Annotated in this window: 15 protein-coding genes; 8 read left to right on the plus strand and 7 right to left on the minus strand. The window is 44.3% G+C overall.

The window, feature by feature from the left end:
• Positions 1-5: 5 nt before the first annotated feature.
• Complete coding sequence (locus CTT31_RS00790; RefSeq protein WP_039494761.1) at positions 6-980, minus strand: helix-turn-helix domain-containing protein; 975 nt, start codon at positions 978-980, stop codon at positions 6-8.
• Positions 981-1,113: 133 nt separating this feature from the next.
• Between CTT31_RS00790 and CTT31_RS00795 the strand changes: the two genes are divergently transcribed.
• A complete protein-coding gene (locus CTT31_RS00795) occupies positions 1,114-3,258 on the plus strand; it encodes a TonB-dependent receptor domain-containing protein (RefSeq protein WP_039494760.1) in 2,145 nt (714 codons plus the stop codon).
• Between the two features lie 102 nt (positions 3,259-3,360).
• On the opposite strand, the gene CTT31_RS00800 is transcribed toward CTT31_RS00795, so the two are convergent.
• On the minus strand, positions 3,361-4,581 hold the full coding sequence (locus tag CTT31_RS00800) for an isochorismate synthase (protein WP_260491781.1): 1,221 nt from the start codon (positions 4,579-4,581) through the stop codon (positions 3,361-3,363).
• Positions 4,582-4,782: 201 nt separating this feature from the next.
• Here CTT31_RS00800 and CTT31_RS00805 point away from each other — a divergent pair, with 201 nt between their 5' ends.
• The 7 genes from CTT31_RS00805 to CTT31_RS00835 all read left to right on the plus strand — a co-directional run bounded on the left by CTT31_RS00805 (position 4,783) and on the right by CTT31_RS00835 (position 14,913).
• Positions 4,783-5,463 carry a DNA-3-methyladenine glycosylase I gene (locus CTT31_RS00805; protein WP_039494758.1) on the plus strand — a complete coding sequence of 227 codons (681 nt, stop codon included), beginning with the start codon at positions 4,783-4,785 and terminating at the stop codon, positions 5,461-5,463.
• Positions 5,464-5,479: 16 nt separating this feature from the next.
• On the plus strand, positions 5,480-6,901 hold the full coding sequence (locus tag CTT31_RS00810) for a protein adenylyltransferase SelO (RefSeq protein WP_130125727.1): 1,422 nt from the start codon (positions 5,480-5,482) through the stop codon (positions 6,899-6,901).
• Entirely contained in the window at positions 6,902-8,680 is a 1,779-nt protein-coding gene (locus CTT31_RS00815) for an ABC transporter ATP-binding protein (RefSeq protein ID WP_130125711.1), read from the plus strand.
• Between the two features lie 151 nt (positions 8,681-8,831).
• Positions 8,832-9,881, plus strand: coding sequence for an OmpA family protein (locus CTT31_RS00820; protein ID WP_039494753.1), 1,050 nt, complete (start codon positions 8,832-8,834; stop codon positions 9,879-9,881).
• Positions 9,882-10,192: 311 nt separating this feature from the next.
• Positions 10,193-12,790 (plus strand): bifunctional aconitate hydratase 2/2-methylisocitrate dehydratase, encoded by a 2,598-nt coding sequence (acnB, locus tag CTT31_RS00825; protein ID WP_010374439.1) that lies wholly within the window; start codon positions 10,193-10,195, stop codon positions 12,788-12,790.
• A gap of 245 nt (positions 12,791-13,035) precedes the next feature.
• The gene (locus CTT31_RS00830; protein WP_010374441.1) at positions 13,036-13,668 is read left to right on the plus strand and encodes a 2OG-Fe dioxygenase family protein; all 633 of its coding nucleotides are present in this window, start codon (positions 13,036-13,038) and stop codon (positions 13,666-13,668) included.
• A 9-nt stretch (positions 13,669-13,677) separates the two neighbouring features.
• On the plus strand, positions 13,678-14,913 hold the full coding sequence (locus tag CTT31_RS00835; RefSeq protein WP_260491782.1) for a cysteine desulfurase-like protein: 1,236 nt from the start codon (positions 13,678-13,680) through the stop codon (positions 14,911-14,913).
• Positions 14,914-14,946: 33 nt separating this feature from the next.
• Here CTT31_RS00835 and CTT31_RS00840 read toward each other — a convergent pair whose 3' ends face one another.
• The 5 genes from CTT31_RS00840 to CTT31_RS00860 form a co-directional block, all read right to left on the minus strand.
• Positions 14,947-15,408, minus strand: a complete 462-nt coding sequence (locus CTT31_RS00840) for a cyclic nucleotide-binding domain-containing protein (protein ID WP_130125713.1) — start codon at positions 15,406-15,408, stop codon at positions 14,947-14,949.
• Positions 15,409-15,568: 160 nt separating this feature from the next.
• Positions 15,569-15,745 (minus strand): hypothetical protein, encoded by a 177-nt coding sequence (locus tag CTT31_RS00845; RefSeq protein WP_157757218.1) that lies wholly within the window; start codon positions 15,743-15,745, stop codon positions 15,569-15,571.
• A gap of 153 nt (positions 15,746-15,898) precedes the next feature.
• Complete coding sequence (gene ntrC / locus CTT31_RS00850; protein WP_260491783.1) at positions 15,899-17,296, minus strand: nitrogen regulation protein NR(I); 1,398 nt, start codon at positions 17,294-17,296, stop codon at positions 15,899-15,901.
• Positions 17,293-18,375 (minus strand): nitrogen regulation protein NR(II), encoded by a 1,083-nt coding sequence (gene glnL / locus CTT31_RS00855; RefSeq protein WP_130163304.1) that lies wholly within the window; start codon positions 18,373-18,375, stop codon positions 17,293-17,295. The genes ntrC and glnL overlap by 4 nt, the downstream gene beginning before the upstream one ends.
• Before the next feature lie 547 nt (positions 18,376-18,922).
• Entirely contained in the window at positions 18,923-19,429 is a 507-nt protein-coding gene (locus CTT31_RS00860) for a DUF4124 domain-containing protein (protein ID WP_260491784.1), read from the minus strand.
• Between the last annotated feature and the right edge of the window lie 205 nt (positions 19,430-19,634).

Genomic DNA, 19,634 nt, shown 5'->3' on the forward strand with positions numbered 1-19,634 from the left:
TTACTTTATCCTGAAGTTGCTCCCAGAGTGTCGCTGCGATGCGCTTTTACAAACTGCATCGGAGTGACACCGAATTGCTTTTTGAATGCAGCAATAAAGTTGGCAACATGGTCATAATGTGCCAAGTATGCAGCTTCTCCAATCGACAAGCCTTCAACTAACAACGCATGTCGTGCCTTATTGAGCTTGCTTTGTTTAACGTACTGTTTTGGTGTTGTGTTAAAGCTGCGTTTAAAGAAACGCTGTAAGCTGCTTAAGCTCATAGCAAGCTCTAATGCGACCTGCTCAACACTTTTTCCTTCCGACAATAAATCGATGATCTTATTTTTTTTGACTTCAATATCTGAGTGAAAGGGCTGTTTATACATCACGTGGCTCTGGTTACTACTGTCTATCAAGTGAGGAAGAAAGCAGCTCAACCATTGCATCACAACACCTTCACACTCCAAACGTTCAGCTAAGCTTGGTTGTTTTGGGGTTTGAAGCAGTTGTTGTGACAGCGAAATTGCTTTTGTTTGTAGCGGTAACTCAATCACTTTCGTGGTGGTAAATAGAGATTGATATTGCTGCGACAGTCTCGCAACGAGCCATCGAGGACTGACGCTCAGTGTGACCTTTTCGACTTCTTGGTGTTTTTGCAGATAGCGAGTGAAAGGCTCGGGCTGAGTGATGAGGTTGACAAATGCCTGAGGTGCGTTTTCAGCGCTGAAACGGTAATATTTATTCGCAACTCTAAATTCCACAACACCTTTAAGCAATACGGTAATGTTCACACTTGGTTGCAATTCTGCACAGCTGCTAGTTTGCTGCTGCTCGATACATTGACAGGTATGAAGTTGAAGATCATCGCTCAATGGCAAAAAAGAGAGTCGACCAATCGCAATAAGTTGCTCAATATCAAAGCCGTTGATACGGCAGTTTAATCCACTCGCCAATAACAACTTGTTGTTGAGCTCAGCGTTGGAAATATTCCCTTCCATAGTAAGTGCCACAATTTTCTAAAACGCATAATAGATTGACGATTTTGCATAACTAATATTCAAAATGCAACAAAAGTAAAAGTGTACAATATTACGAGTGATTCGTATTAACATCAAAATTTAAAGGATACTTATGTTGGTTTCTCGCACTAAGCAGTTAGGCTTTCGCCCTTCAACCCTCGCTTTAGCACTCGCGGGGGTACTATCAGCACCAGCTTTGGCTGACTCAGGTGATGCAGGTAAAATTGAAAGAATAGAAGTTTGGTCAACTGCGGTAAAAACTTCTGCACTGTATTTAAAAGAACAAGAAATTGCGGATAAACAAGCAGACCATATTTCTGATTTACTGCGCTCTATTCCTGGCATTGATGTCGGTGGTGCACACTCGCTGAACCAGCGAATCACTATCCGTAGTATGGATGACAAAGATCTTAAAATTTCAATAGATGGTGCAGCACAAAATACTTACATGTACCACCACATGGGTAACCTTCAAATTCATGCTGATATTCTAAAGTCAGTAGATATTGAAACGGGCACTAACTCAGTAATTAACGGCGGTCTTGGTGGTTCAGTGCGGTTCGAAACAAAAGAAGCACGTGAATTGCTTTCTGGTGACGATCGCTTTGCCGCTCGTGTTTCAGCAGGGGCTGCAGACAATGCCGGGCATAATTACTCGGTAACGGGTTTTGGTTTGTTGACCGATGATGTCGACTTTCTTGCATATTACAACCATGTTGAGCGTGATAATTACGAAGTGGGTGGTGGCAAGATCTTAGACCAAAACGATGAAGTCGTTGCAGGTACTGATGGTGAGGTAAAAGGTCTTGAAGGTGAAGTTTCTGATGCGCTAATTAAATTTGGTTGGAATATTAATAACAACCAACGTCTTGCACTGAGTTTCGAGACTTATAAAGATGAAGGTGACTACAGTTATCGCCCTGATATGGGCTTAGCGACAGATGTTGCTATTACTAATAGCTTGCAGATCCCTTTGTTATGGCCGACAGAGTTTACAAGAGACACAATTACGCTGAGCTATGATCTTAACTGGGGCGAAAACTCTTCATTAAAGGCGAGCTTATATTCCAATACCAGTGAACTTTATCGCGACGAATCAGGTTGGTCTATGTCTCCTTCTCCTAGGTTCCAAGCGTACGCTGGAGAAGTGACGGGTGAAGCTGAAAATACGGGGCTAAATTTGCTTGGTGAAACACTGGCAACTGGGCTTTTTGCTGAAGAAGAGCATACCTTCACTTATGGCGCAGATTATGTGAAGCACGATACTCAGTACGATCTAGCTATTGCGTCAGGTGGTTCAAAGCACTCTGAAGAAAGTGCGAAAAATCTAGCCTTTTTCATTCAGGACAAAATTGATTTTGGTAATGGTTTGGCGGTTATTCCTGGTGTTAGGCACGATAGCTACGATATAGATTCAGGCACAGTGAACAATGATTATTCGGAATTTTCTTTATCATTGGCTGCTGAGTATCAATTTAATGAAAATTTAATGGTGAAGTTAAGTTCGACTGAGCTATTTAAAGGCCCAGAAATAAGTGAGGTATTTGTTGGTGCTGGTTTAGGTGATAACCGCAATCAAGACATTGAAGCGGAAACGGGCATTAATACCGAGTTTTCGATTGCTTATGATGGTGAAGTTGGGACCAACAAGACACTCCGTTTAGGCGCAACGATATTCAGAACGCAAATTGACGACTATATTTTTGATAATGCAGCATTACCTGGCGGTGCACCTCGTGAAACGTGGAAAGACAACGTCGGTGATATGACTGTAGATGGGTTTGAAGCTTATGCTGGTTTTGCGCTTGATGCGTTTTCTTTTCAGTTAACTTACTCTAACTCTGAGAGTGAACTTGATGCATTTACACAGTATGCCTCGTTAGATGGCGCGCGTTTAGAGCGAGAGCAGGGTGATACTATTTCAGCTGACTTTACTTACCAAATTACGGCGTATAACTTGACGCTGAATTGGGATTTTATGGTTGTTGATGATGTGGCACAAGGTACCGATCTCTATGGCGCCGATTTAGACAACAGTAAAGATGGCTTCACCGTGCATAATATCAGCGCACACTGGCAGCCTGAATCAGTACCTAGTTTGCATGTTCGTCTAGGTGTAGATAATTTGTTTGATGAGTTTTATTCTTCACAATCTTCTAAAAACGGGGTTTCTTTTCACCCAGTATTTGGTGAATTATTCTTAATGGACTATGAACCAGGAAGAAACATTAAAGCAAGTGTATCTTACCAGTTTTAACTGGGTTAGCGCCTGCTGTTATAAACGTGTAATACCGCAGGTAAGTTAATTCCGAAAATTAAAATGCCCAGTAAAATGCTGGGCATTTTTATCGTTTTGCAGTTAAGCAGTTGCGCGCATCTTGATTTGGCTAAGTTGATGGTAAGCCTGATTGGATTCAAGCGCATTTAGCATAGTTGAAAGTTTTGCTTCGGTTTCTAGCCATTCAGCAGTCGGATCAGAAGCTGCGACAATACCAGCTCCCGCAAATAGTCTGGCATGATTCGCACTTATCTCACCACTGCGGATAACCACCACCCATTCACCATTTCCATGTTTGTCACACCAACCAACGATCCCTGAGAAAAAGTCACGACTTTCTCCCTCTAGTGAGTGGATCCAAGGATAGGCATCGGCAGTCGGTTTACCGCATAGTGCAGGCGTAGGATGTAGACGATTGGCTAGTGCTAATACATGAGTGTTAGCGTCGGCGAGTTGACCTTCAACCTCTGTGGACAAGTGCCACATCGTTGCTGTGCTCAGCAATGAGGGCGAGCTGGGTATGGTAAGCTTTTGACACCAAGGTTGTAAAACCTGTGACATTTCTACCAATACAACAGCATGTTCATACCGATCTTTCTTTGATGCCATTAATGCTTGTTTGAGTTTAAACTCCATAGCCTTATCATTTGAACGTTTAGCTGAGCCTGCAAGGGGATTACTGAGCACCGCTTGCCCATGTTTGCGTAAGAGTAATTCTGGACTCACGCCCATCAAGGTGGAATTATGTTCCGTTGGGAAAGAGAAGTGAAAACCGCTAGGGCTTTGGGTTAATAAATTTGTCAGAATGGTTTCCGGTGAAAGTGGTGCATCAAAATAGAGGTCTACTTGTTTGCCAAGAACAATTTTTTCTAATTGTTCATTGGCAAATAGCTTTTTGGCTTCACGTATCGCACTCTCATAGTGATGCTGTGATTGTCTATGCGAGATACGTTCAAGCGATGGCATAGTGTCCTGCTTAAGCGTGCCTTTGGCGGTTATCCATTGCTTGAAAGTTTCTTTATCATATTGGTGCGCTTGCTCAGTTACAATAAATTGAGCTTGTTGAGTTTTGCAAAATGGTAGCACACCGAATGCTATCGCATCATTGCTGCTGCACTTTGCTAGCTCTCGTTTTAACTGGCTCACTAATACATCGTGATCTTTTATCTGAGTGGTGAACCTATGATGTGGCCGTTGAGTTAAGAAGCACCGTGTGCCCGAAACAAAAAAAGCTTGTTGTGATAAGTCAATGGACTCAAGCGTTGTATTGGTGGATTGCAAAGCAGATATTTCACTCAACATGGTTTGTCCTCATTTCCCAGCGCTGCGGCGCAATTTTAGATACCTAGTTGACGAAGCTTGGCTGTAAATATTTAGTAAAAATGCAATAAGATGGTGCGTATTTTTAGCCTACGATTCAAAGGTAATTTGCGCTAAAAACCTCACATCCAACCCCGAGATCAGTTACTCTGTAGGGAATGCAAATCGGACGTATATACGAGCATGAAAGTATTCGAAAAAATTTATCATAGGGCTGCCGAGCGTAAAGGCTCTGAGGCGGCGCTAAAAGCTAAGCTTAGTCAACCATTGAGTACCGAATCGCTATTGGCATTAAGTGATGATCAATGGTTAGAAGAATTTACGCGCAAGATATTTCAAAGTGGGTTTTATTGGGCGGTGGTTGATAATAAATGGGACGGCTTTAGAGAAGTGTTTTGGCAATTCTCAATCGAGAAGTTGTTAATGATGTCTCCTGAAATGTACGAGCAACGTAGTCAGGATGAACGAATCATTCGTAATGCTAAAAAGGTAAAAAGTATCGCTGATAATTGCCATATGATTTTTGAAGTGCAACAACAGCATGGCCGCTTTAGTGAATTCGTCGCAAACTGGCCGGAAGACAATATTGTTGGTTTGTGGCTGTACTTGAAAAAGCATGGCTCGAGACTTGGGGGGAATACTGGCCCTTACGCGCTTCGTGTGTTAGGTAAAGATACGTTTTTACTGAGTAAAGATGTCGAAACGGTACTACGTGCCGAGGAGATCATTGATGGTGGCTTGCAAAGTCAGAAGTCACTGCAAGCGGCGCAGCAATTTTTCAATGAAATGCGTCAATATAGCGGGCTTAGCTTACAAGAGTTAAGCCAAATTGTGTCAATGAGTGTTGGTGACAATATTCGCTAAAAATGGAGATGACCGCATGGTATTTTTTCAGCCTTATCAAGGCTCTGCTCTGCTCTTTAAGGAGCAACCAGCAAGATTTAATCAGCCCACATTACTATTATCCAATACGCAGTTGCTAGTTAAGCTTGAGCTAGAGAAATACGACACCACTGCGCTTGCTGAACTGTTAAGTGGTCAGCGCCCTTTAGACAATATTGAGCCTACGAGCTTAGCCTACAGTGGTCATCAGTTTGGGCAATTTAACCCGTTACTTGGTGATGGCCGAGCGCATTTAATTGGTGGAGTGAAACTTGATGACGGACGTCAATACGACCTGCACTTGAAAGGCTCTGGAGCGACGCGATTTTCTCGAGGCGGTGATGGTTTTTGTGCGCTAGGACCTGCGGTACGTGAGTTCATCATGAGCCAAGCTATGGTTGGCTTGGGTGTTCCAACTACGGAATGCCTGGCTGTTGTAACCACTGGACACCATGTTTATCGTCAAGGTGAAGTACCTGGCGCGGTTGTATGTCGTGTGGCAAAAAGCCATATCCGCATCGGCACCTTACAATATCTGGCTACTCAGCAAAATAAAGATGAGCTATGGAGCCTACTTAACTTGCTGGGCGAGCAATTATTTGAGGGATTTAAAGTTAAGTCCGAACAGGATGTACTCGAATTGTTTCGTGAAGTGTGTGAACAGTTGGTTGACTTAGTCGTCGAGTGGATGCGGGTAGGCTTTATTCATGGCGTGATGAATACCGACAATATTTTGCTCAGTGGCGAAACGATAGACTTTGGCCCTTGTGCAATGATGGAAAAGTTTGATTTTAACGCCGTGTTTAGCTCTATCGACCGCCAAGGCCGTTATGCGTTTGGTAACCAGCCAAACATCATGAATTGGAACTGTGCTCGACTTGCCGAGGCCTTATTGGTGTTGTGGCAAGATGAGCAAGCGGGAATTGAAGCATTTAGTCAAACTTTAGCGGAGTTTTCTGAATCGTTTAATCGCAAGTATAAAGATATGTGGGCGGCTAAGCTTGGTATTGATGAATGGAGCGACGCAGACGACATTCTACTTAGTGACTTACTCAAGTTGATGACGGAGCACGAACTAGACTTTACCAATACCTTTGCGGCACTAACTAATAGCTTGCTTGGTCATCCAAACAAAGCTTTATCCGTGCCAACGGAGTTGGAGAGCTGGCAGCGACAATGGGCGCAAAGGCGTGCTGCCGATGAGGTTGCGGCTAACTTGATGAGTCAAGCTAATCCGATACTTATCCCCCGTAATGCGTTGGTGGAGGCTGAGATTGCACTATTTAATCGTCAAGGCATGAGTCAAACGCTAGAGGATTGGCTAACTGCGTTGACGTCGCCCTATGATTACAAAGACTATCCTGAATCGTGGACCAGCGCGTCTACACCGGCCCACTATCAAACTTTTTGTGGAACCTAAATGGCAGAACAGCAGCTTTCTTGGCAAGAAATTAAACGTAAAGTCCTTGAACACAAACGGCCACTTATTAAGGCGCATATCATCGCCCTGTTTGCCGCGTTGGTGAGTGTCCCTATCCCTTTGATGATGCCGTTGCTGGTCGATGAAGTCTTACTAGACAAACCAGGCAGAGCAGTGGCTTGGATGAACTCAGTATTGCCCGAGCAATGGCATGGCCCCAGTGGCTATATCGTGGTTATTTTGTTGGCTGTAATAACCATGCGCTTGGCCAGTTTGGTGTTAGGGGTGATGCAGTCACGCCAGTTTACTATTATTGGCAAGGACATTAGTTATCAAATCCGTGAGCGCTTACTTACGCATTTACCTAAAGTTCAACTGAAGGAGTACGAAAGCCAAGGCGGTGCAGCAATTAGTTCTCGCTGTATTACCGATGTAGAAACCTTGGATAAATTTATCAGCCAAACCTTGTCACGCTTTTTAATCGGTTTACTCACAATCATTGGCACTGCGGCGATTTTGCTTTGGATTGATTGGATGTTGGGGCTGGTGATCTTGTTGCTCAATCCGGCGGTCATTTATTTTTCTCGGCAGTTTGGCAAACATGTTAAAGAGCTGAAAAAGGAAGAGAATGCTGCATTTGAGGCACTGCAAACTTCACTAGTCGAGACGCTAGATGCTATTTCTCAACTAAAAGCCGTTCGTCGAGAGGGTAACTACTTTGCACAAGTTAAAGTAGCCGCCAAAGATCTCAAACATTACGCGGTGCAGTCACAATGGAAAACGGATGCCGTTAACCGCTTAAGCTTTACCGTGTTTTTGGTCGGGTTCGAGTTTTTCCGTGCTGTCGCTATGTTTATGGTGGTGTTTTCTGATTTAACGGTCGGCCAGATATTTGCGGTATTTGGTTACCTTTGGTTCATGATGGGGCCTGTACAGGAAATTCTTGGTATTCAATATGCGTACTATGGTGCCTCGGCGGCGCTTAGTAGGTTAAATCAGGTTTTTAATTTTGCGACAGAAGCACAATATCCCGCTACGAAAACCGTCTTTGATTCATCTCAGGTTGATATCAAATTTGCCAATATAGACTTCGCTTACGTTGCAGAGCAACCCGTGCTCAAGCAGGTATCTTTGCATATTCCAGCAGGGAAAAAAGTAGCGTTAGTAGCGGTGTCTGGAGGTGGTAAATCTACTTTGGTGCAATTGCTTTTGGGATTGTATGAAAAGCAAAGTGGCGAGATTCATATAAATGACACGCCAGTAGAGCAAATTGGTTACGAAGCAGTGCGAGATAATATAGTGACCGTATTGCAGCAGCCGATACTCTTTAATACCAGCATCCGTGAAAATCTAGCAATGGGACGAGAGGTATCTGACCAAGTGCTGTGGCAGGCACTCCGAGTTGCAGAGCTAGCTGATACCGTACTTGCTCTGGCTGACAAATTAGATGCGCAAGTTGGTCGCAACGGGATTAAATTGTCCGGAGGACAGAAGCAAAGGTTAGCCATTGCTAGAATGGTTGTTGCCGATCCTAAAGTGGTGGTGTTGGATGAAGCAACCTCGGCACTTGATATTGAGACTGAGGCAAAAATTCATCGCAATTTGCAAGCGTTTTTGGCTGATAGAACGACTTTGATTATTGCGCATCGACTGAGCGCAATAAAACAAGCCGACTTAATTTATGTTTTAGATGATGGTGAAGTGTCCCAGTATGGAGAACATAAGGATTTGTTAAAGGAACAAGGCCTGTATCAAATCCTATTTGGTCATCAAAATTAATTCATAAATAGCAAAAATTCCTTATGTAACGTTAAGTAAACATTAATAGACGAGCTAATATTATCTATGCAACGTAATCGGTAGACGCATTTTCTGATAGACTATCCGAGTCGATACTCAATGCGTAAACTAACAGAGATGGGAAGGAATGATGAAAATTAAAACTTTGAGCTTACTAGTTGCGATGGCAGTGACAGCCAATGCAAATGCAAACACTACTGAGCCTACAGAAGGTGTATATCTTGGTGTGTTTGGTGATTACTATGATGCTGATTGGCAGAATCACCGTGATATGGCTGGTCTAGACGTAGAAGACTCTACAGGCTGGGGTGCAGAAATTGGCTACCGCTTTGACAAGTTTTGGAGTGGTCGTATCGAATATGCAGATATGGATTTCGACCTTGGTGGTATCAGCAATGGTTCAATGGACGCCGAGCGTTACGGTATCGACGGCTTGTATCACTTTGATGGTGGTCCATTCTACGGTCTAGTGGGTATCAAAAAGATGAACCTAGATGTGATCTCAGATAACACCTTTGCTAACGTAGGTGCTGGTGTTCGTCATTACTTTACCGATCACTTGTTCGTAAATGCAGAAGCGGCGGTTTACCAAGGCTTGGAAGCTGGTTTTACTGATGTTGGTGGTAAAATCGGTATCAACTACTCGTTTGGTAGCGCAGGTAAATCGGAAGAGGTTGCGCCAGCCCCAGCTCCTGTAGTTGCAGAAGCACCGCAAGACAGTGACAAAGATGGTGTTGTGGATAGCGAAGACAAATGTGCTAACACACCAATGACGGATGCCGTTGATGCGTCTGGCTGTACTTTGTACGAGACTAAAGAAGACAAAGTAAGCCTGCTAGTCCGCTTCCCGCATGACGATGCAACTTTCTCACAGCAATATGTTGATGATATCAACGCGGTTGCTAAGTTCTTGAAAGAGCATAAAAATGCAGATGTTGTGATTGAAGGTCACGCGTCAGCTGTGGGTGATGCTGATTACAACCAAAAGCTTTCTGAGCGCCGCGCGAAAAACGTTGCTGAGAAACTCGTTGATATGGGTGTAGATTCAATGCGTATTACTACGGTTGGTTACGGTGAAGAGCGTTTGAAAAACCCAGCAAACACGCTAAAAGCACATGCGGAAAACCGTCGTGTAGAAGCGCACGTTTCTTCTAAAGAGAAAGTAAAAGTTAAGCGTTAATTTTCAACTTAGCTTATGCAAAAAGGCTCCTTCAGGAGCCTTTTTTGATCCCACCAAGCATACCTTTTCGCAAAATTAAAATGATTCTCGTTTGACTAATATTCATCAAAATATACTTGTTTCGGTATGCTTATTCATTGTATTTATAGTGACTATAAGGCGAGGTATCGCATGCAAGATTTTCATCTATACTCAAAGACCTTATAATTGTTCATTATATTTTATGGTCAAGGGAATGGTTCAGCCGATTGCATCAATAATCGCAGCCAGATCATTTACTTGTCTGTCCACGTCACCAAGAGGGCAATATTGTGCTTCAAGAATATCGTAAACACGTAGAAGAGCGTGCCGCGCAAGGTATCGTGCCTAAGCCGTTAGACGCGCAGCAAACTGCTGACCTTATCGAATTACTAAAAACTCCACCAGCAGGTGAAGAAGAGTTCATCGTTGATCTATTTATCAACCGTGTACCGCCTGGTGTAGATGATGCCGCATACGTAAAAGCAGGCTTTTTGGCTGCAGTAGCGAAAGGCGAAGCGGAATCACCGCTCATTTCAAGAGAGTATGCAGCTGAACTACTTGGCACTATGCTTGGTGGTTACAACATCGCGCCGATGATCGACCTACTAGACGATGCCGCTATCGCGCCAATCGTTGCTAAAGGTTTGTCTCACACGCTACTGATGTTTGACGCATTCTACGATGTAGAAGAAAAAGCAAAAGCGGGCAATGAGTTTGCTAAGCAAGTGATCGAGTCATGGGCAAATGCAGAATGGTTCCTTGAGAAACCAGCCGTCGCAGACAAGATTTCAGTGACTGTATTTAAAGTAACTGGCGAAACAAATACAGACGACTTGTCTCCAGCACCAGATGCTTGGTCTCGTCCTGATATCCCATTACACGCGCTGGCTATGCTTAAAAACGAGCGTGATGGTATCAACCCTGATAAGCCAGGTGAAGTAGGTCCAATTGCACAACTTGAAGCGCTTAATGGTAAAGGTTTACCGCTAGCGTACGTAGGTGACGTTGTTGGTACAGGCTCATCTCGTAAATCTGCGACTAACTCTGTACTTTGGTTCATGGGTGATGACATTCCATTCGTACCAAACAAGCGCGTTGGTGGTGTGTGTCTGGGTGGCAAGATTGCGCCTATCTTCTTCAACACCATGGAAGATTCTGGTGCACTACCGATTGAGCTTCCAGTTGACGAACTAAACATGGGCGACCAAATCGACATCTTCCCTTACGAAGGTGTGGTTAAGCGTCACGGCACTGACGAAGTTATCTCAACGTTCTCACTGAAATCAGACGTAATTCTAGATGAAGTGCGTGCAGGCGGCCGTATTCCACTGATCATTGGTCGTGGCCTTACGGACAAAGCTCGTACGTCTCTTGGTCTTGAAGCTGAAGACATCTTCCGTAAGCCTAAGTTAGTGGCTGATTCTGGTAAAGGCTTTACGCTTGCACAGAAGATGGTTGGTAAAGCATGTAATATGACAGGTGTACGCCCAGGTCAATACTGTGAGCCAACAATGACAACGGTAGGTTCTCAGGATACTACGGGTCCAATGACGCGTGATGAGCTTAAAGACCTTGCTTGTCTTGGCTTCTCTGCTGATCTTACGATGCAGTCATTCTGTCATACCTCAGCTTATCCTAAGCCAATCGATGTAAACACACACCACACACTTCCTGATTTCATCATGAACCGTGGCGGTGTATCGCTACGCCCTGGTGATGGTGTTATCCACTCATGGCTAAACCGTATGCTACTGCCTGATACGGTAGGTACAGGTGGTGACTCGCATACTCGTTTCCCACTAGGTATTTCATTCCCAGCAGGTTCAGGAGCGGTAGCATTCGCAGCTGCAACGGGTGTAATGCCGTTGGATATGCCTGAGTCAATCCTTGTTCGTTTTAAAGGTGAAATGCAGCCGGGTATCACATTACGTGACCTAGTACACGCTATCCCTTACTATGCAATCCAGCAAGGCCTATTGACAGTTGAGAAAAAAGGTAAGATCAACGAATTCTCTGGCCGTATCCTTGAAATCGAAGGTGTTGAGCACCTAACGGTTGAGCAAGCGTTCGAACTATCTGACGCATCTGCAGAGCGTAGTGCGGCAGGTTGTACCGTTAAGCTTTCACAAGCGTCTATCGAAGAGTACCTAAACTCTAACATCGTGATGCTTAAGTGGATGATCTCTGAAGGCTATGGTGATGTACGTACTATTGAGCGTCGTATCACTAAGATGGAAGAGTGGTTAGCAAACCCTGAGCTAATGACTGCTGACGCGGATGCAGAATACGCGCATACCATTGAGATTGATCTTGCTGATATCAAAGAGCCAATCCTTTGTGCACCGAATGACCCTGATGACGCACGTCTACTTTCAGCGGTAACAGGTGAGAAGATCGATGAAGTATTCATTGGTTCTTGTATGACTAACATCGGTCACTTCCGTGCAGCGGGTAAACTACTGGATAACTTCGGTGGTCGTCTACCAACGCAACTATGGGTTGCTCCACCAACGAAGATGGACCGCGATCAGTTAACCGACGAAGGTTACTACGGTATTTACGGTCGTGTAGGTGCACGTATCGAAACTCCAGGATGTTCACTATGTATGGGTAACCAGGCACGTGTTGCTGATAAAGCAACGGTTGTTTCTACCTCGACTCGTAACTTCCCTAACCGTTTAGGTACAGGTGCAAACGTATTCCTTGCATCAGCAGAGCTTGCAGCGGTAGCTGCTATTCTTGGTAAACTACCAACGCCTGCTGAATATCAAGAGTATGCAGAGAAGATCAATGCAACGGCTGCGGACACTTACCGTTACTTGAACTTCCACAAGATGCCTCAGTACACTAAAAAGGCAGACTCAGTGATCATTCAACAAGCGGTCTAATTACTCGCTCTAGAATTCATTGAAAGAAAAAAGCCAGCGCATGTTGGCTTTTTTTATGCACATAAAACGCTCATCTTAAATGGTGTTATCAAGCATTATTTTAAATCTAGATAAGTAATCCATTAAAGTGGTTTTAAGTGGGTTTTTATTGCGTTTTAGTTGTTAAAATCCCGTTTTTTTAAACAGTAATTTTCTCTGGTTTTATTAGAATTGTCGGCAAATTCTCATCAATGGGCGAGAGGATCATGACAACAGTAAACAACCAGAATTTATTACAACTACGCTTTTTACCGCAGTCACATATCGACGCAGTTAAGCCTTTTTTCAATCAACTTCCAGATAACCCTTATGCCGATGGTGCATTCAGAAAGCGCCGTTATTCTGTGGTTAAATTCACTGGCGGTGAAGTGACATTGCAGCCGACTAAGGCTTTCGTTCAAGACGATTCAATTAATACTTTCCAAGGTAATATTGAGCGTGTTTACGAAAACCTTGAGCTGGACATGTTAAACACCGATGGCTTTAAGCATATGCTTGCTGAATTCAAAGCCATGACAGGAATTGCAGACGATACCAGCATAGAAGTGCATCAGTTTCGCATGTTAGCGATTGAAAGCGATACCCCTCCCGCGCCAGAAGGTGTGCACCAAGATGGCTTTGACCATGTGTGTGTTTGTGGTGTTTCTCACGAAAATATCGCTGGTGGCGAGCTATTGGTATATGAGCACAAAGAAGCCGAACCTTGCTTCAAAATGGAAATCAAAGATGGTTTATTTGCGCTCGTAAATGACCGTGAAGTGTGGCATAACGCAACACCAATGAACAAGCTAGATGCCGAGCAAGTTGGTTATCTAGACTGCTTCGTATTTACAGCCTAAGAGGGTAGTATGGATTTAAATCAAGTGCGTCGTCAGTTCCCTGCGCTTATGCAAAATATTGGTGGAACCGCGCCAATCTTCCTTGATGGCCCGGGTGGCTCTCAAGTCCCGCAATCCGTGTTGAGCGCGATGTCTGCTTACCTTGGTTATTTTAACTCTAACTTAGGTGGGGCATTTTTCTCGAGCGATAAGACCGTCAGTTTGATGAGTGAAGCGCGCCAAGCGGTTGCGGACTTACTCAATGCGCCAAGCGCAGATCAAATTGTATTTGGTGCCAACATGACCAGCCTAACCTTTAGCTTTAGCCGTGCGCTATCTCGCGAATGGCAAGCGGGTGATGAAGTCATTGTGACTAATGCCGATCACTATTCAAACGTTTCTTCATGGCGTCAAGCCGCCGAAGATAAAGGTGCGACGGTGCATGCGGTGCGTATTAATGAAACCGATTGCACGCTTGATCTTGCGCATTTTGAATCACTACTAAATGCCAAGACTAAGTTAGTTGCGGTGACGTATGCATCAAATACAACGGGCTCAATCAACGATATCAAACGCATTGTGGAGCTTGCGCACCAAGTTGGTGCATTGGTATATGTTGATGCTGTGCATTATGCACCTCATGAGCTAATCGATGTACAAGGTTTGGATTGCGACTTCCTTGCGTGCTCTGCTTATAAGTTCTTTGGTCCGCACGTGGGCATTGTGTATGGTAAGCGTGAGCATTTAGAAGGTTTTACTCCTTATAAGGTGGAGCCGGCAAAAGACATTATCCCAGGCCGCTGGGAAACTGGTACGCAGAGTTTCGAAGGACTAGCGGGTGTTGTTGCGGCGATTGACTACATCGCTTCACTTAGCGAGATGAGTGCAGATACCCCACGCCGTGAGAAACTGGTTGAGGCGTTTGCACGCACAAAAGCGCATGAGATGCAGCTTAGCCAACACTTTTTAACGCGTTTAGCCGAATTTAAAAAGATTAAACTTTTTGGTATCGAGTCACGTGAGCGACTTGCTGAGCGTACACCAACGTTTGCTTTGACATTTGATGGCATCGAGCCACGTACCGTGTCGGAATTCTTAGGTAAAAAGCACATGTGCGTATGGGATGGCAACTTCTACGCCCAAGGGCTTTGCGAGCAGCTAGGGGTGATGGATAAAGGTGGGGTTGTTCGCATCGGTTGTATGCATTACAACACCATAGAAGAGCTAGATAGCTTGTTTGATGCATTCAGTGAGCTATTAGCATAATAAAAAGTGGGAGCTATGGCTCCCATTGCTCATTTAGGTTCCTTGCCCTTCAATAAATGCATTGAGCTTTGCAATGCGATGGCTCATACCTTCAATGAGCTTATCTTTGATTTTTTCCCGGATCACATTGGGCAAGCGTGTTAGTGCATCTGGGGTTATTGCCAAGATGATGCTGTCTTTTAACGCTTGTGCGCTAGTACTGCGTTCTCGGTTAGTGATAAATGCGCCTTCACCTAAAAATTCACCAGGACCAACCTTACCTAAATCATGGGCCGCATCTTGTTTAAAAATCAAAAACTCACCGCTTAACACAATATACAAGCGATTGTCTTTTTCAAAACGTTTGAAGGCGTGACGCTCTTGCTGCACCAGATATAAGTGACCAAAAGACTCGAGTAACACCTGGCGCTCGGCAAGCGTAAACTCTTTAAAAAACGCTAAGCGATTGATGATCTCTAGTTGTTTAAACAGTGGGACATTTTCAAGCAGTTTCACAGGCTTACATAAGTTAGTACATTGTCTTTATTAAATAGTGGCGACTTTTTTTGATTAGAGCAATGATTTTTTATTGTCGCTTACACCAATCTACTTGATTATGTCGCCAACTATTTATGTGGATTGGTATATAACGATAAGCGACATGAGTTAAATCATTCTAGCAAGCAGGGTCGTACGGCGAAGTAGGGCACGTCATCCCCTGATAGCTGATACAGCCTTTATTGTGTGGGGAGGTAACATCATAACCACCAGCAGCTTGCGGTGTAAGCTCATTTGCTAGCTTCTTGCTGTTAGATAAATGTTTTAGTGGTTTTTTATTCAATGTAATTTTCATAGCGATTCCTTTACAAAATGTAAGTTATGCCGAGTAACAAGATACGGCATAGTCCAAGCTACTGGTTGTTTGTGTGATTTTCAATCAGATATTATTCATTTTGGGAACTGAAGTGGTGAGGAAAAAGCTGAGTCATAATACTCAGCTTGTCGTCTAATCTTGAATATTTCTCTCTTTTAGCTTTCTGGTCAACGTATTGCGTCCCCAACCTATCTTTAACGCCGCATCTTGCTTATGACCATGACAGGCATTGAGTGCGGATTTGATCAGTCGTGTTTCTAATTGTGCCTGTACATCGGGCCAAATATGGTCTTTTCCTTTACGTAACTCTGAGTCTAACCAAGTTTGGAATGCGTCCAGCCAATTGCCATGCTCTAAGGCGTCAATCTGTTGTGGCTTTTCTAGCTCTTCGGGAAGATCCGCAGGGGTGACAAGTTCACCCGGGGCCATTACCGTTAACCAACGGCAGGTGTTTTCCAATTGTCTAACGTTGCCAGGCCAATGATACACCTGCATTTTTTGCAGAGCATGTTTGGAGATGATTTTTGGCTCGGCTTTTAGCTCCTTTGCGCTTTTTGCAAGGAAGTGATCGCACAGGGCGGCGATATCTTCAGGGCGCTCACGTAAGGCTGGAAGTTTTAACCTGACGACATTTAGACGGTGAAACAAGTCTTCACGGAATTTACCTTGCTTGACCAGTGTCTCTAAGTCTTGATGGGTAGCCGCGACGATACGGACATCGACTTTCACGCTGTTATGGCCACCAACCCGATAAAACTCACCATCGGCGAGTACGCGCAATAGCCGAGTTTGTACGTCCAGTGGCATATCACCGATCTCATCTAAAAATAGGGTGCCGCCATCGGCTTGTTCAAAGCGACCACGGCGCATGCTGTCAGCACCGGTAAAAGCGCCTTTTTCATGGCCGAACAACTCAGACTCGACGAGATCTTTGGGGATGGCGGCCATATTGAGCGCGATAAAAGAAGCGTCTTTGCGCGGGCTGTGATTGTGCAGCGCGCCTGCCACAAGCTCTTTACCCGTACCAGATTCGCCGTTAATCAATACACTCATGCTTGAAGCGGAAAGTTTACCGATGGCGCGGAACACTTCCTGCATAGCTGGGGCTTCACCAATAATGTCGGGGCTATTGGCTTTTTCACTGTGGCGCTTTTGCTTTTTAGTTTGCTGGCCTGCGCGAAATGCACGTTGCACAAGGGAAACGGCCTCGTTTAAGTCGAAAGGTTTGGCGAGATATTCAAACGCCCCTTTTTTAAATGCGTTGACCGCAGAGTCTAAGTCCGAGTGGGCGGTCATAATGATCACTGGCAGGTTTGGGTAGAGCCCTGCAATTTTATCTAACAAGGCCATGCCATCGATACCTGGCATACGTACATCTGAGATCAGCACTGCGGGTTGCTCATATTCAAGCGCGGTCAATACATCTTGACCACTGGCGAAGCTCTCGGTTTCAAACTCAGCTCGCTTTAATGCCTTTTCTAAAACAAATCGGATTGAAGCGTCATCATCGACTAACCAAACTGATTTCATTGCACGTTTCCTGTTTCGGTGTTGTCAAAGGGAAGGTAGATACTGAACTCTGTGTGTCCTGGCCAACTATCGCATTCGATAAATCCTTGGTGTTGCTCTACCAAAGTTTGCGCGATAGAGAGCCCAAGTCCAGAGCCTCCTTCTTTATTCGTGATCATCGGAAAGAACAATGTCTCTTTTACCTCATCAGCGATCCCCGGACCGTTGTCGCTGATACGGATGAGCAATGCTTTTTTCAATAGTCGCTCACCATGATGAAGACGATGTTTAATGCGCGTTGTGATGGTGATCGTACCGTCATGTTGTAGTGCTTGCTGCGCATTGCGCAGCATATTCAGCAGAACCTGCTGAATTTTGGCTTGATCTATCACGATAGCCGGAATACTGGGATCATAATCTTTTACCAAAGTGATATCGGCATCGCGCTCCAAGGTGGTTAACTTAATCACCGATTCTAACGCCTGATGGATATTACACGGCTCTTTTTGTGGTAACTGATTGGGTCCAAGCAATCTATCTACCAACTCGCGCAATCTATCTGCTTGCTCAATAATGAGCGTGGCACATTCTTCCCGTTCTTGTTGATCAGTTTCATACTGCAATAATTGCGCCGCACCGCGGATCCCACCAAGTGGATTTTTTATTTCATGGGCAAGACCGCGAATGAGGTTTCGAGCTGCCTGAAATTGGTGCATTTGATTGGATGCTTGGTCATAACGCAGGGCATCATCAACACGGCGACATTCCACTAAAATATACGCCTTGTCTGCAAGGTAAATTCGTCTGGCATGCAGGCTTAGTGTCGCGACACGATTATCTACGAATACCACGTCTACCCTGTGTTGCTGGCAGTCTACGCCATCTTGTAGCACGTATTTAGAGAGCCGTGGCAGGTCAATATGATGATGATTAAATACACTATCAATCGCCAGTCCGACAAGCCGTTTTGTGCTGAGTCCCAGTAGTTCACTACTGCTGTAATTGGCATAGTGGATCATTAAATTTTGATCGAGCACTAAAATCGCGGTTGAGAGAGATTGCCAAACTTTATCCAAGTCAATCGAGTTATGTTGATCCATATATGTTCACCGTGCACCAATGTGGTGCAATGAGAATAGCATAGCTTTGCATCCATTAAAGTAAATTATTACCTAAGCTCAGAAACTAGGGGTTTTCGAACTCGTATCCTAAACTTGTTATTAATAAAGCATGCCAACTTTAAGGTGCCCACATTATTAATGCTTTGTGTCAAAAAATACATCTAGCTCGTTTTTGTGGGGGGAGCCTTTTTGTCACGTTCTGTATGAGCGGGTGTGACTTTCAAAGCGCTAAGTATGTTACCGAACAGATTAACTGCTTTCCTCCTCAAGCCGCGAGTGTACATCGAGCTACGAATGGCGAGAAAACCACCCTTACAGGTGTGATGCGAGTCGTTCAACCTAACTGGCGAGATAAATATTTATTGCGAACAAAGGCTGAGGTCTACTATCAAGTTCAGGTTGGTGAGCAAAGGTTGTGGATTGAACACAATGAAATGTCGAATTTGGCTTTCTCAATACCAGAGGAAATGAGCGTGGTGTGTTTGCAACTACTGGTTGCAAGCCAGTGTAGGTAAGCAATATCGCTTTAATTATTTACGGTATTGCGGTGCAAAAAGAACTTATGAACATCACTTTGGGCGACTAACATACCTTTTTGATTAAACACTTTCATAACCACAGAATGCTCGCCGCGATCAATGCCACGCAAAGCAAACTGAGTATTACTTTGTTTTGGCCCTGTGGCTGTTCCATTGAGAAAGAGTTGCACGCTTAATCCTTGGGTAAACCTTGGCTCTATAGTGCCTGTTACGTATACGCTGCCGCTATTATCACGGATAGTTTGCTCATGCTCAGGAGAAGTGATTTTAGCTGTATATTGAATAGTTGGTGTCGTATCCGTTTGCTCGAGAATTCTAGTATCAACACTTGGCATGGTTAAGGCGCTGGCGTTGAGTTTGACTTCTTTCGAACCAGGCTGCGGGACATCAGAATAGACCCAATGACCGTTTTTGTCTTTCCAGCGATAGATTTTTGGATTGGACTCTGCTGCAGCATCAATGCTTGTTAGGGCTAGCGTCATGCTAACCGACATTATAAGAAACCACTGACGCACCACAAATCTCCAGAGCAAACTACTGTTCATACTGTAGTATAGAGCAGTTGGAATTGCGAGTTACAAATGAATAATTCCCATAATGACAACATAAAAGCGACTTTCTTTAAGCTTTTGAATTGCATTAAAAAAGCCCGTAACAACGGGCTTGAGAACACATATGATTAAGAGTGCCAGAAACGCA

Origin of the sequence: Pseudoalteromonas maricaloris (assembly GCF_024746855.1) — a bacterium.
GTDB classification, from domain to species: Bacteria; Pseudomonadota; Gammaproteobacteria; order Enterobacterales; family Alteromonadaceae; genus Pseudoalteromonas; species Pseudoalteromonas maricaloris.